This window comes from Agrobacterium tumefaciens (assembly GCA_025559845.1).
Lineage (GTDB): Bacteria > Pseudomonadota > Alphaproteobacteria > Rhizobiales > Rhizobiaceae > Agrobacterium.
This window is the reverse complement of record CP048469.1, coordinates 212,861-227,054: the sequence shown is the minus strand read 5'-3', so window position 1 is coordinate 227,054 and position 14,194 is coordinate 212,861. Positions and strand designations below refer to the sequence as shown.

The window sequence follows — 14,194 nt, the reverse complement described above, 5'->3', positions numbered from 1 at the left end:
AGGGAACCCCCAATATGACATCCTCCCCTTTTTCCTTTTCGCTTGATCGGCGACGTTTCCTTGCTGGCGCGGCCAGTCTGACGGCACTTTCCGCCGGCTTCATCACCAACGCCAATGCGCAAAGCGCGGAAACTCCGAAAAAGGGTGGCGTCCTGAAGCTTGGTATTGGCGGCGGCAGCACGACAGACAATCTGGACCCGCGCATTCTGAAGGATTGGGTTCCCGTCAATCAGGCGTTCATGATCATGAACGGCCTTGTCGAGATCGACGCGAACAATAACGCCGTGCCGGAACTGTTCGAAAGCTGGGAAGCCCAGCCGGGCGCAGTGGAGTGGACCTTCAAGCTGCGCCAAGGTGTTACGTTCCACAATGGCAAGACGCTGACGGTGGAAGACGTTATCTACTCTATCAACCTGCACCGTGGAGACACCACATCTGCAGCACGCTCCGTTGCCTCTGCTCTCAAGGCGGTCGAGAAAGTCTCCAACAGCGAGATCAAGATTGTGCTGGAAAGCGGCAACGCCGACCTCCCCTACATTCTTTCCGACTATCACTTCCTTATCGTTCCGGAAGGTTGGACGGATTTCAACAAGCCAGTCGGCACCGGACCCTTCGTGTTCGAAAGCTATGACCCTGGCGTCCGCTCACGCTTTACCCGCAATCCAAACTACTGGAAAGCCAATGCCGCTCACGTTGACGCTGTCGAAGTGATCGTCATCAACGACATTGCCGCACGTACGAATGCCATGATGTCGGGACAGGTTCACGCCATCAACCAGCTCGACTTCAAGACAGTCGATCTGCTGCGCCGCAACCCCAATCTCAACATCGTACAATCGGCCAGCGGCCAGCACTTCACATTCCTGATGGATTGCACGCAGGCACCCTATACGGACAACAATATCCGTCTCGCCATCAAGCACGCCATCGATCGCGAACAGCTTTTGAAGACCGCTCTGCGTGGCTACGGCCGCATCGGCAACGACCATCCGATACCAAGTTCCGATCGTTTCCACGCCGCAGATTTGCCGCAGCGTCCCTATGATCCAGAGAAAGCCAAGTTTTATCTGAAGCAGGCTGGTCTCGACACGCTGAAAATCGAAATCTCCTCTTCTGACGCAGCCTTTTCTGGCGCGGTGGATGCCGCAGCGATCTTCCGGACGAGCGCGGCAAAGGGCGGTATCGACGTTTCGATCAAGCGCGAACCTGCCGACGGCTATTGGGACAATGTCTGGATGAAGGCACCATTCTGCATGTCTTACTGGGGCGGCCGCCCGACAGCCGACCAGATGCTGACCATCGCCTACCAGTCAACCTCAGCGCAGAACGATACGCACTGGAAGAACGAAACCTTCGACAAGAAGCTCACCGAGGCACGTGCGCTGCTCGACGATGCAAAGCGCAAGGAAATCTACGCCGAGCTGCAAGCGCTCATCTCCAATGAGGGCGGCGCCATGATCCCGATGTTCGGCGATTACCTCGATGCAACATCCAAAAAACTGAAGGGCGTGACCACGCATCCGATGTTCAACTTCATGGGTGCCCGTCTCGCTGAAAAGGTGTGGTTGGACGCATAATGACTAAGCTTATCCTGAAGCGCGTTGCTTTGGGTATTTTGACGCTTCTGCTGGTGTCGGCGCTTATTTTCGCCGGCACACAGCTTCTTCCCGGTGATGTGGCGTCAGCAATACTCGGACAAAATGCGACGCCTGAATCCCTCGCCGTGTTGCGCGCCGATCTCGGTCTCGACCAGCCCATTCTGCAACGCTATCTCTCCTGGCTTGGCGGTTTCGTAACCGGCGACCTCGGCAACTCACTCGCAAACCGTCAGCCCGTCGCCGATCTTCTCTGGCCACGGTTCTGGAACACGATGGCGCTGGCGCTTTATGCCGCAGCCGTTTCCGTTCCGATCGCCGTTCTCCTCGGTTTGTTCAGCGCCATCTGGCGTGGCAGCCTGTTTGATCGTGTCATCAATATCGCGGCTCTCGGCTTTGTCTCTCTCCCGGAATATTTTCTTGGGCTTCTGCTGATCCTCTTCGTTTCCGTTCACTACAATCTCTTGCCAAGTCTCGCAGACACCTATCCGGGCATGGGCTTTGCGGATTGGCTCAAAGCTACCACGCTTCCGGCCCTTACCCTGGTCCTGGTCACGGTAGCACAAATGCTGCGTATGACCCGCACCGCAGTTCTCGCGGTCATGGATCAGGCCTATGTCGAAACAGCCTATCTCAAGGGATTGCGGACAAAACGTGCGGTTCTTCGCCATGCGCTTCCCAATGCCGCAGCACCGATCGTCAACGTTGTCTCGTTCAACATCGCCTATCTTATTACCGGCGTCGTGCTGGTGGAGGCCATCTTCAACTATAACGGCCTTGGCCGCTTCATGGTCGACGCCGTTTCAAAACGTGACCTTCCACTGGTTCAGGCCGCAGCCCTCGTGTTCGGCGCAGCCTATGTCATTTTGAACATCATCGCCGATGTTTCGGCAATCGCGCTCAATCCGCGCTTGAGGCATCCCCGATGAAAATGCTGCGTTCCATCACCCCGACCGCATGGGTCGGTCTTTTCATCATCTCGCTCAACATCATCCTGTTTGTCGCTGGCCCGCATATTGCGCCATTCGGACAGGAGGAAATTGTTGGATCGCCGTTCGATCCACCGTCCGCCGCCCATTGGTTCGGCCTCGATCAGAACGGTCGCGATATGCTTTCGCGTCTTTTGGCTGGCGCACAAATGTCTATCGGCGTGTCGCTGGCCGCTTCGCTGCTGTCCTTCAGCATCGGCATCACGCTCGGTTTCATCGCCGCGATTTTCGGCGGCTGGCTGGATATGGTCCTTTCGCGCATCGTCGACACGGTAATGTGCATACCGGTGCTGATTTCGGCGCTGGTTGTGCTTCAGGCGCTTGGCTCGTCCATTCCCGTCCTGATCGTGACGATTGCGCTTCTGGACTCCACGCGCGTGTTTCGTCTGGCGCGTATCGTGGCCCAGGGCATCAATGTTCTGGAATATGCCGAGACGGCGCGTCTGCGCGGCGAAGGCCTGTTCTGGCTGGTGTTCAAGGAAATACTCCCCAACGCCCTTCCGCCGCTGATTGCGGAATTCGGCCTGCGCTTCTGCTTCACCTTCCTGTTCGTGGCCGGCCTGTCGTTCCTGGGCCTTGGCATTCAGCCCCCGTTCGCCGACTGGGGCGGCATGGTGAAGGATAACCAGCAAGCCATTCTGTACGGCCTCTATGCTCCGCTTTACCCGGCCGCCGCCATCGCCATTCTCACCATCGGCGTCAATCTTGTCGTGGACTGGCTGCTTGCTGGCCGCAGTGCAATTCAGGGAGCCGACCGATGAGCGAAAACAAGGTTTTGCAAATTCGCGGCCTGAAAGTTGCCGCTCCCAATGGCGCCATCCTGGTTGACGGTATCGATCTCGACCTCAAACGCGGCGAGGTCAAAGGTCTGATCGGCGAATCCGGCGCCGGAAAATCCACAATCGGCCTTGCAGCAATGGGATATGGCCGCAATGGCTGCCGCATCGTCGGGGGCGAAATCATCGTCAACGGCGTATCCCTGATGACGGTCGACCGTGCCGGTCGCGAAGCGGTACGTGGCGCACGTATTGCCTATGTGGCACAAAGTGCTGCCGCTGCCTTCAACCCAGCCATGAAGATCGGCGAACAGATCATGGAAGGGCCGCTCTATCACGGCATCATGAACAGGCAGGAAGCTCAGGCCTGGATGCTGGAATTGTTGCAGGCGTTGCAGCTTCCCGACTACCAGAACTTTGGCAGCCGTTATCCGCATCAGGTATCGGGTGGTCAATTGCAGCGTGCGATGGTGGCGATGGCGATGTCTTGCCGGCCTGACATTCTCGTGCTGGACGAGCCGACCACGGCGCTTGATGTCACAACGCAGATCGAAGTGCTTGCGCTGCTGCGCAGCCTCATCCAGCGTTATGATACAGCCGCGCTTTACATCACACATGACCTTGCCGTCGTCGCGCAGATCGCCGACAGCATCATGGTTTTGCGTCATGGAAAAAAGGTAGAGGCTGGCTCTGCGGAGCAGGTTCTGGAGCAGCCGCAGGAAGACTACACACGCCGTCTCGTGTCCGAACGCGAAGCCAGCATGTCGGGTGAAGGCGTTCATCACAAGGGTGGAGAAGTTCTGCTCGAAGCCCGCGACGTCACAGCTTACTACGGCCGCAAGAAGGTGCTGGACAACATTCAGTGCGAAATTCGCAAGGGCGAAACACTGGCTGTTGTGGGGGAATCCGGTTCCGGAAAATCCACGCTGGCCCGCGTCATTGCCGGCCTGCCGCCACACTCGTCCGGCGTCATCTCACTCACCGGGCACCGGCTTGCCGATAGTTACACCAAGCGCTCCCGCGAGGAGTTGCGACGCATCCAGCTTGTCTATCAGCTTCCCGATGTGGCACTCAATCCACGTCATACCGTGGGCGAGATCATCGGCCGTCCGATGTCGTTTTATTTCGGAATGAACGACGACGAACGCACGTCCGAAGTCAATCGATTGCTGGACCTCATTGGCCTGCCACGGGACTTTGCAGAGCGCCTGCCAAAAGCGCTCTCCGGCGGACAGAAGCAGCGCGTCTGTATTGCCCGCGCACTTGCCGCCCGGCCCAACCTGATCATATGCGATGAGGTGACATCTGCACTTGATCCTCTGGTGGCGGAGGAAATTCTCAAGCTTTTGCGCTCCTTGCAGGATGAACTCGGTGTTTCCTACCTGTTCATCACCCACGATCTCGGCGTGGTGCGCAGGCTTGCTGACAGGACAATGGTGATGCAGCACGGCCGTATTGTCGAAACCGGTACGACCGAGCAGGTTTTTGCGCCGCCTTACCAACCCTATACCGAACAGCTCATCACCTCGGTTCCGGAACTGCGCCGCGACTGGCTGGATGGCGTGCTGGCAAAACGCGGTGTTTCCGCCTGATCTCAATGGTGGCTCATCGCTGCATGTGAGCCACCTCCTCCTTGTTGTTAATGCCCCGTGCGGTGATACCCGCACCGAATGACCTGACTGGAATCTCCCAAATGACCGTGCATGTTGAAGAACACATCTGGATTCCCATGAGCGATGGCGTGCGCCTTGGTGCGCGCCTTTGGCTGCCAGAAGACGCCGAGCAATCGCCGGTGCCTGCCGTTCTCGAATATATCCCTTACCGCAAGCGTGACGGAACGCGCGGACGTGACGAGCCGATGCATGGTTATTTTGCCAGCCAGGGCTACGCCGCCATCCGTGTGGACATGCGCGGCACAGGTGAATCCGATGGCCACATGGCCGATGAATATCTGAAGCAGGAACAGGACGATGCTCTGGAAGTCATCGACTGGATTTCCCGCCAGCCCTGGTGCAATGGCAATGTCGGCATGATGGGAAAGAGTTGGGGCGGTTTCAACAGCCTGCAGATTGCCGCCCGACGTCCACCGGCCCTGAAAGCCATCATTACCGCCTACTCGACCGACAACCGCTATACGGACGACATCCACTACATGGGTGGCTTGTTGCTGAACGACAATCTGTGGTGGGGAACCATCATGCTTGCCTATCAGAGCCGCCCGCTCGACCCGAAGATCGTTGGCGACGCATGGCGTGACCGCTGGATCGAGAGGCTGGAAAAACTGCCTTTCTTCCCTGCGCTGTGGCTCGAACATCAGCGTTACGACGAGTACTGGAAACACGGCTCGGTCTGCGAGGACTGGAGCGCGATCCAGTGCCCGGTCCTTGCCATTGGCGCCTGGGCAGACAGCTACACCAACCCCATCTCCAGGCTTCTCGAAAACCTTCAGGTTCCGCGACGCGGCATCATCGGTCCATGGGGCCACATCTATCCGCAGGACGGTGTTCCCGGTCCGGCGATCGGTTTCTTGCAGGAAGCAACACGCTGGTGGGATCATTGGCTGAAGGGCAAGGACACCGGCGTCATGGACGAGCCGATGATGCGCGCTTTCGTAAGCGATACGATCGAGCCGACCGGGACACGAACGACGACACAAGGCCGTTGGGTGGGCGAAGCAGCATGGCCTTCACCGCAAATCTCCACCAGGTCACTTTATCTTGGTGCCGGCAAGGAACTCGGCAACGCCGCAGGCAAACCTGCGGTTCTCAACATCCGTTCGCCCCAAAGCCACGGCAAGGCCGGCGGCGAATGGATGGCAACCGGCTGCCCGGGTGAACATCCGACCGATCAACGGCTGGACAATGGTGGTGCACTGGTTTTCGAAACAACGTGCCTCGAAGACGACCTCGACATTCTCGGTGCACCGATTGCACGGCTGCGCATTTCCGCCGATAGCCCCGTTGCGCAGATTTCCCTGCGCCTGAACGATGTCTTGCCGGATGGACGTGTCACGCGCGTCAGCTATCAGGTGTTCAATCTGACGCACCGCGACAGCCACGAAAATCCGGAAGCGCTCGAGCCCGGCAGATTTTATGATGTCGCGATCAAGCTCAATGACTGCGGATATCGCTTTGCGAAGGGTCACAAGTTGCAGCTTGCCATCGCAACTGCTTACTGGCCGATGGTCTGGACATCGCCTTTCGACGCCACACTGAGCGTTTCCGTTGCGGAAAGCGCGCTCGACCTGCCGGTGCGGGCTGCAGGAGACGGTATGCCCGTCCGGTTTGAGGCGCCCGCCCATGGTCCCTCAACACCCATCACGCAGGTTGATCCCGGCTCGGTCCGCCGTTGGACCGAACAGGATCACGAGACGGGTATCAACACCTATGTCACGGAAGGCGTGGGGGGACTGTTCGGCGAGGGCGTGCTGCGGTTCGACGAAATCGATACCGAACTCAGCCACAGCCTGCGCCGGGAACTGACCATCCGCGACAACGACCCACTCTCCGCAAAATACGTTCTGACCCAGACCTATGAAATGGGCCGGGATGGATGGCGCATCAGGATCGAGAGCCGGACCGAAATGCGCTCGGACAAAGACAACTTCTACCTGACGGGGGAACTGTCGGCATTCGAAAATGGCGTTGCCGTTAAAACGAAAGCGTGGGACGAGCGCTTCGCTCGCGACCTGATCTGACGGCCAGGGTGCTCCGAAGCCAGAACGCGAAACTCGGAATGGCATCTGGTTGCCATTCCGGGTGACCGCGGACAAACAAAAGCGCTGAGAAATCAGCGCTTTTTTGCTTGTTGATTTCAGTGAAAAGATGCTGGAGCGGGTGAAGGGACCAGAACCTTGTCCATAACTCTTTGATTAGAAAAGAGTTTTCGTTTTTCCCGCAACAGGAATGGACACGATTATGGACTTATTCTTTCGCGATGGCAAGTGTTGTGCCAACTTTTTTTCTACCGCAGGCTGCTGACGTCCATCAACATCTGGTGTCTCCCCCAGAGCCCTCAGCACCAATCAGGGTGATCGTGCCAAGAACGCCCGGTACAAGCTACGCTCATACAACCAGCCCGGTCCGCTATCAACCGGGCAGAGCACAAGCCAGGCAAGCGCCCGCCCGCCCCACAAAGCCGCGCTTCTGAACGCGACACGCAGGGCCTGCCCAAGACAGGCCCTCTGCACGAGCCTTGCCGTTCGCGAACACCAGATCAATGGTCGACTGGTGACTGCGTATGCACGTGAACCTTCGCCTCGTGGCAACGACGATCAACCGTCGTACGATCGTCCAGGAGGCAGGCCGATTCGTTGGTCCTATGTGCAGGCATGAGCAACGATCGGGCGTCAATGATGGAAGTACCCAAGCATGGGAGGCCTTCACGACATGGTGTTCTTTCCGGTTCGTTTTCAAGCTCGAATAACAGTGTTCTGTCCGCTGCCGGAGAAGCATTCCAACAACCAAAGGAAGACACACCATGAGGATACGACACCTGCACTATTTTCTGATCGTCGCCGAAGAGCAGAGCTTCGCTCGCGCTGCTGCAAGGGTCCACATCGAACCCTCGCCGCTGTCACGCGCCATCAAGGAGCTGGAGACCCAGCTTGGCGTCAGGCTTCTCGACCGTGCCAAAGGACGGATACGGCTGACCTGGCCTGGAGAGGTTTTCCGTGAAGAAGCGCGCCGCATGCTCGCTTTCATGGACAACGCCCAGACCCGCGTCAACTCAGCCTCACAGGGCTACCGCGGCAGACTGCGAATAGGCCTGGCCGATAGCCTCGCCCAACCGCGTCTCACACAATTGCTCGCCCGTTGCCGCGAGGAAGAGCCTCGTACCGAGGTCCGGATCGCCGAAATGACGGTCAACGAAATGCTCCAGGCTCTTCGTCATGATCAGATTGACGTTGGCTTCACAGTAGATGGCGAAGCCACCAATGGATGCGTGAAGGAGATGGTCTGGGCCGAGCGCCCTGCGATTGCCATCCCCACCCACCATCCGTTGCTCTCCTTCGATAAGGTCCCCGTTGGCGAAGCCCTCCGCTATCCCTTGATTCTTTGCCATCCAGAACGATGCGCAGGTGGACATAATGTCATTCGTCGCTGGTTTAATGATGGCGCATTGCCCTCACCGTCTGTTGCAGAGTATGTTTCAGGTCACGAACCGATGATCATGCTCGTCGCAGCGGGATACGGCATTGGGATAGGACTGGAGTCGCAGATTGCGCTCTACAGCCACCCGGATGTCATCATCAGACCGATTGCGGACGAGGTTCCCAATACAGCGACGTTCATTGTGGTGCCGGAGAAGACCGCTTCCAAGGAACTGGAGCGCTTCATAAAGCGAGCACAAGAAATTGGCAGAAGCGGTATCAGCTGATGTTCAGGACTGCACCGTAAGGCATGACACCATCAATGGCGTCATGCTTTTTTTGTCCGCCACCCGACCAAAAAAGTCACTTCCGTCAGTAGCAGGAAGCCAGGAGCAAGGCAGGCACTTGACATAAGCCACGTCATTTCAAGGACGGAAGCGCAGCACCCGCATGTCAAGACCTGCCTGAACATTTTGTCGGACTTTTTGGGTCACCTTCAGGACAAAAAACGCCAGATCTTCTCTGCACAATAAATAAGCAGAGTGATATCCGCTGTCCTTCCCCTTTATCAAGCTGTCACATTTCAGAATATTGGCATTTCCAGGGATCGAGTTGGCAGCGATGAGTTCTGAAATATCACCAGGTTAATTACAACCCATGAATGCGGTGGTCAGCACGATCCTATTGTTTGATGTGTTCTGACGGTGGCGCTCTTCTAATGCGGTTCAGACCCAAGAAGATCCACCGAGCATCAAGGAGTGACCATCATGTTTCAACAGAACCCCGCTCCGGCACCGGAGCGGCGCATACTGCGTCGCGCAGAAGTTGAGGCAAAGACGGGCTTCAAACGCGCCCACATCTACAGCCTCATGAAAGAGGGCAAGTTTCCCAAGGCCATGCGACTTGGCGTTCGCGCCGTGGGCTGGGATTCCGCCGAGATCGACCAATGGATCACCGACCGCCTTAAAGAGCGCGTCTGACCCTGCTCCCCATTTCCTTCACGAAGAGGAGCACGTCATGCAGGTGATTTCTGTCATCTCTACAAAAGGCGGGGTCGGTAAAACGACAATCGCCGCAAATCTCGGAGGCTTCATCGCCGACGCCGGACTGCGGGTGCTGCTTCTCGATCTCGACATACAGCCCACGCTTTCGTCGTACTACGAGCTGGCTCATCGCGCACCCGGCGGCATCTACGAGTTGCTGGCATTCAACGAGCGCGACATTTCGCAGTTGGCCTCTCGTACGGCCGTCGAACGCCTGGACGTCATTCTGTCCAACGATCAGCATCACCAGTTGAACACCCTGCTGTTGCATGCACCGGATGGCAGATTGCGGCTGCGCAACCTCCTGCCGGCGTTCGAGCCGCACTATGACCTGGTTTTGATCGACACCCAGGGTTCCCGCAGCGTGCTTCTCGAAATGGCCGTGCTGGCATCCAGGTTGGCGGTTTCGCCGGTCACGCCCGAAATTCTCGCCGCCCGGGAAATGCGGCGCGGCACCCTGCAGCTCATCCAGGATATCGCCCCATATCGCCATCTCGGCATTGAACCGCCACCATTGCAGCTGCTGATCAATCGGGTGCCGGCCGTCTCATCCAATGCCCGCCTGATCCGACAGACATTGCGGCGGATCTTCCGTGAGCAGACGGGCGTCCAGGTTCTGGATACTGAGGTCCCGGCAATCGAAGCCTTCCCGCGAGCGGCAACGCAGAGCATGCCTGCTCATCGCGTCGAGTACCGGCGTCCGACAGGCAGGATTGCCCCTGCCGCACTGGACATCGTTCGGGCTCTGGCGACCGAGTTATGCCCGCACTGGCATGAGCGCTTCGGTCTGGTCACAGGCAAGATCGGGAGGAGACATTCTCATGTCGAACGCCCATGAGCTTGCACGAGGCCACAAGCAACTCCTGCCTCTCATTGAATTTGCACTGAGCGAAGGATGGACCGTTTCCCGCACCGCAGGCGGTCATCTCAAATTCCTCAAACCGGGATTGCCGCCGATATTCACGAGTTCGACGGCCAGCGATCACCGCGCCGGGCGCAACGCCCGCGCCATGTTGCGCCGCGCGAAGCGCCAGAGCGCCGAAGCCCAGCCTGCTGGAAAGGAGACCGGCCATGGCTGATATCTCCGAACAGGAAATGGCTGCCAAGTTGATGAGCGACGGGTTCGGCCGCACAGGTCCGGTGGCCGGCGCATTGACCGATCCGGTCGCAGACACCCCGATGGTCGTAACCCTTGATGAGTTGCGTCCGTACGAGCTTGATCCGCGCCTTACCCGCAACCCGCTCTATGATGAAATCAAGGCCTCGATCCGCGAACGCGGCCTGGATGCACCGCCGCCCATCACCCGAAGGCCGGGTTCAGACCACTACATCATCCGCAACGGCGGCAACACCCGGCTGGCCATATTGCGTGAATTGTGGGCCGAGACCAGGGATGAGCGGTTCTTCCGTATCGGTTGCCTGTTCCGCCCCTGGCCCGAGCGCGGCGAGATTGTTGCTCTGACCGGGCACCTCGCAGAGAACGAACTGCACGGCAGCCTGTCGTTCATCGAGCGCGCCCTCGGCGTCGAGAAAGTACGCGAGCTCTATGAGCAGGAAGATGGCAAGTCGCTGTCGCAATCGGAGCTTGCCAGACGACTCAAAGCCGATGGCTATCCTGTGCCTCAGCCCCACATCAGTCGCATGCAGGAGGCCATCCAGTACCTGCTGCCGGCGATCCCGAACGTTCTCTATGGAGGGCTGGGGCGCCACCAGGTCGAGCAACTCACCGGCTTGCGGCGGGCGGGCGCCAGAATCTGGGAGGCCCGCGCCGCAGCCAGACAGGTGGATGTTGATTTCGCCACACTGTTCCAGGACGTTCTTGCCGTCTTCGACGGGACACCCGGCAACTTCAACATCCAGCGCGTTCAGGACGAACTGATCGGCCAGATGGCCGACCTGCTCGGTGTGGTCTATGACACGCTCGCCCTCGAAATCGTCGACTCCGAAAAACGCTGGCAAATTCTGACCAGTGAACCTGTCGCGGCACCGACGGTTACGCCTTCCGTCGCAACCTCGCCGCAGACCGCGCCGACGCAGCTTTCTCCGCCCACACCCACAGCGCCGCGAACTGGTGAGACACCAGCGCCGGCACCAGAGTCCCGCACGCAGACGAAGCCAGCCCCGGCGCAGCCTCCCGCATCTGACGATCAGCCGGAGGATGAAAACCAACGGTCTGCGCTGCTGCAGGAGCACATCGTCTCTCCTGCGCCAACGACCGATCGCCTCCAGTCGATCCAGCGGCTCATTGCCGACCATACTGGAGAGGCGCACAACGACTTCGAAAGCAACGTCCTCCAAGCCATTCCCGTGCAGGTCGGCGGCCTTTATCCGATCTCGGACGTATGGCACATCGACGCTGGACTGGACGAACCCGAACGCCTGCGTACGCATATTGCGCAGTTCGCACTGGAAATCGCCAGTGAAGCCGGCGTGGGAGAGCATATCGTGCCGTCCGATGATGGCATCGGCTTTTCATGCGCGTCCCGTATCGAGCGTTCGGACTCTGCCGGAACAATGGCGCACCCCGGTGCAATTCTGACGTTGTTGCACGTCCTGAGCGCGCCTTATCTGTCGGCCAGTTCCTCTCCGGCACGTATCGACACTTCACGACTGGCTGGAGATTTGGGCGTCCTGCTCCTGGGATTGGCACCGTCGATCACACCGCCCCGGAACCAGTCCCATGTCCTGAGCGACAACGGCCTGGTGAAACTGTTCCGGCTGGTCCGGCTCGCGCGCCGCCTGCTGGAAATCGAGGCAGGCATCATGGGTGGCGACGGCGCCATGCCCGGGTCATGAGGGGAGGCGCCATGTCGAATCCCCATCCTCTCAATCAGGCAGTGATCGCGCAGGCCCTGCATGACCTTCGCAACGGTCAGCTAAGGAGGGCCAAATCCATGGGATTCGAGGATGAGGATCTCGATGCGCTCAAGCATCCCGCCATGGCCAGCGTGCTGGCCAATGCCCTGGTCTCCTGGTGCTCTGTGACAGTCAATCGGGATGTCGTGCAACGCCTGCTGCACCAATGGGACAATGTTCAAAAGGAAATCCACGTCATTGATCGCCTGTTGACCCTGGGCGCCAGCACTGAACTGATCAGTCGTTTTTATGGACTGACCCATCAGGAAATCGCTGTGCGCCGCGGCGTCCTCGGGCTCCCCAAGCGCAAGGGGCGCCACCCTGTCCTCACAGAAGAGCAGGATTGCGATTTGTGGAATCGCTGGTCGGAAACCGTGAAAGAGCGCGGTGTGGCGCTGACCGACGAAACGGCGATGCTTGGCATCGCCGCAGACCTTGCCGAAAGCATGGGGCTTCCCATCTCAGTCATCTGGAGCGCCATCGGCAGGTGGATCGATGAAGGGCTGGTTTGAGCATGGACAGCCCACGCCGATCAAGCGGTCCCGTATCGCTGGGCGACCTCTTCGATCAGGCTCTTCAGCGGATGCAGGTTCAGCAACCGCCACCAGCACCTGTCCAGACAGCCCCAGCCCGCCAGAATGACGGTTTCATTTTCAGCGGCAATCGCCATGACTCCGTGCCACGCGCCTTGCTCACGGACAATCGCCTGACGCCGCTGGAACGCAATGCGTGGCAGGTGTTCCGGTTGTTGCTCAATGACGATGGCATCACCGCTCTACCGACCTACGACCAGCTTGCGCCCTGGCTGGCTTCGATGCCGTGCGCCACCAGAGCCTCACATGAAACGGTCGCCCGCGCCCTGACCCTGCTACGGCTCACACGCTGGATCAGCCTGGTAAGGCGCCGGCGCGACCCCAGGACAGGACGCATCCAGGGCAACCTTTATGTCCTGCACGACGAACCTCTCACTCCCTACGAAGCCATCCAGCTCGATGTCGATTATCTGGAACTGGTCAGCCAGTCGCTGGCCCATGCCAGCAAATCCATCCAGCGCGTCGGCGTCCATACGCTCAGGGAAATGATCGACGACCCGCTGCTCAGCGGAAGAGAACTGCCGAGCCGGTTGCAGGTGATATCGCAGCGTCTGGCCGCGCAGGGATGGACCGAAGCCAGGACTTATCCACAGCCTGGGGATAATTACGATTCCGAAGACGGTGAAACCGACCTTCTTCGGAATCGTGACACACCCTCTTCGGAATCCGAAGTGGGCGGAAAAACGCGGAAAACCGGCTCACTTCGGATTCCGAAGACCGATAGTACAGTACGTAAAGAAAAAGAAATAAAAGAAGTACGTACAGTACCGCGTGGGTTGGGCATGCTTCGTCTTCCCGAGCGCTTCATGTCGCTCAAGGCAGAACAGCAATCGGGCGCATTGGCCGCATTGCAGCCGGTCGATCCCGACCTGCATCAGGCTGTTCTCGATGAATGGGATGCCCGCTGCCGCGCGAGCAGCGTGCGCAATCCGGCCGGCTACCTGTTTGGCATTATCCAGAAAGCCATGCGCGGCGAGTTCCGTGCGTGGGCCGGGCAGAGAACGCCACCCGATGCGAATGGCGCAAAACCCGAGCCACCACGACAACCCGTAGATCCGGAAGTGGCGCAGGCCCATATCGCCCGGCTCCGCTCAATGCTTCGTTTGTCCTAGAGCTTGCATCTATTAACGCGCGGTCGTGCCCATGCCAGGCCAATCGCCGCCGTCGACCATGATGTAAGGTTCCACTCAGTTCCATAGTCGCCTATACCCCGGGTATAGCGGAACATGAAGCCTTCCCCCACAGGTCAG

The 14,194-nt window shown here is 58.8% G+C and carries 12 protein-coding genes; all 12 read left to right on the top strand.

Annotated features, from left to right (window positions below):
- Window positions 1-14 precede the first annotated feature (14 nt).
- The 12 genes from FY156_01100 (at window position 15) to FY156_01045 (ending at window position 14,056) form a co-directional block, all read left to right on the top strand.
- Window positions 15-1,577 carry an ABC transporter substrate-binding protein gene (locus FY156_01100; GenBank protein ID UXS00185.1) on the top strand — a complete coding sequence of 521 codons (1,563 nt, stop codon included), beginning with the start codon at window positions 15-17 and terminating at the stop codon, window positions 1,575-1,577.
- The gene (locus FY156_01095) at window positions 1,577-2,524 is read left to right on the top strand and encodes an ABC transporter permease (protein ID UXS00184.1); all 948 of its coding nucleotides are present in this window, start codon (window positions 1,577-1,579) and stop codon (window positions 2,522-2,524) included. Before FY156_01100 ends, FY156_01095 begins: the two co-directional genes overlap by 1 nt.
- The gene (locus tag FY156_01090; GenBank protein UXS00183.1) at window positions 2,521-3,345 is read left to right on the top strand and encodes an ABC transporter permease; all 825 of its coding nucleotides are present in this window, start codon (window positions 2,521-2,523) and stop codon (window positions 3,343-3,345) included. Before FY156_01095 ends, FY156_01090 begins: the two co-directional genes overlap by 4 nt.
- Window positions 3,342-4,952 carry an ABC transporter ATP-binding protein gene (locus FY156_01085; protein ID UXS00182.1) on the top strand — a complete coding sequence of 537 codons (1,611 nt, stop codon included), beginning with the start codon at window positions 3,342-3,344 and terminating at the stop codon, window positions 4,950-4,952. The genes FY156_01090 and FY156_01085 overlap by 4 nt, the downstream gene beginning before the upstream one ends.
- 101 nt (window positions 4,953-5,053) lie before the next feature.
- On the top strand, window positions 5,054-7,057 hold the full coding sequence (locus FY156_01080) for a CocE/NonD family hydrolase (protein UXS00181.1): 2,004 nt from the start codon (window positions 5,054-5,056) through the stop codon (window positions 7,055-7,057).
- Window positions 7,058-7,839: 782 nt separating this feature from the next.
- On the top strand, window positions 7,840-8,739 hold the full coding sequence (locus FY156_01075) for a LysR family transcriptional regulator (GenBank protein ID UXS00180.1): 900 nt from the start codon (window positions 7,840-7,842) through the stop codon (window positions 8,737-8,739).
- A 480-nt stretch (window positions 8,740-9,219) separates the two neighbouring features.
- The gene (locus tag FY156_01070) at window positions 9,220-9,432 is read left to right on the top strand and encodes an AlpA family phage regulatory protein (protein ID UXS00179.1); all 213 of its coding nucleotides are present in this window, start codon (window positions 9,220-9,222) and stop codon (window positions 9,430-9,432) included.
- A 37-nt stretch (window positions 9,433-9,469) separates the two neighbouring features.
- Window positions 9,470-10,333, top strand: coding sequence for a ParA family protein (locus FY156_01065; protein UXS00178.1), 864 nt, complete (start codon window positions 9,470-9,472; stop codon window positions 10,331-10,333).
- On the top strand, window positions 10,317-10,574 hold the full coding sequence (locus tag FY156_01060; protein UXS00177.1) for a type II toxin-antitoxin system HicA family toxin: 258 nt from the start codon (window positions 10,317-10,319) through the stop codon (window positions 10,572-10,574). The genes FY156_01065 and FY156_01060 overlap by 17 nt, the downstream gene beginning before the upstream one ends.
- A complete protein-coding gene (locus tag FY156_01055) occupies window positions 10,567-12,291 on the top strand; it encodes a ParB N-terminal domain-containing protein (GenBank protein UXS00176.1) in 1,725 nt (574 codons plus the stop codon). The genes FY156_01060 and FY156_01055 overlap by 8 nt, the downstream gene beginning before the upstream one ends.
- Before the next feature lie 11 nt (window positions 12,292-12,302).
- The gene (locus FY156_01050) at window positions 12,303-12,863 is read left to right on the top strand and encodes a DUF2857 domain-containing protein (protein UXS00175.1); all 561 of its coding nucleotides are present in this window, start codon (window positions 12,303-12,305) and stop codon (window positions 12,861-12,863) included.
- 2 nt (window positions 12,864-12,865) lie between these two features.
- Window positions 12,866-14,056, top strand: coding sequence for a hypothetical protein (locus FY156_01045; GenBank protein UXS00174.1), 1,191 nt, complete (start codon window positions 12,866-12,868; stop codon window positions 14,054-14,056).
- Window positions 14,057-14,194 lie beyond the last annotated feature (138 nt).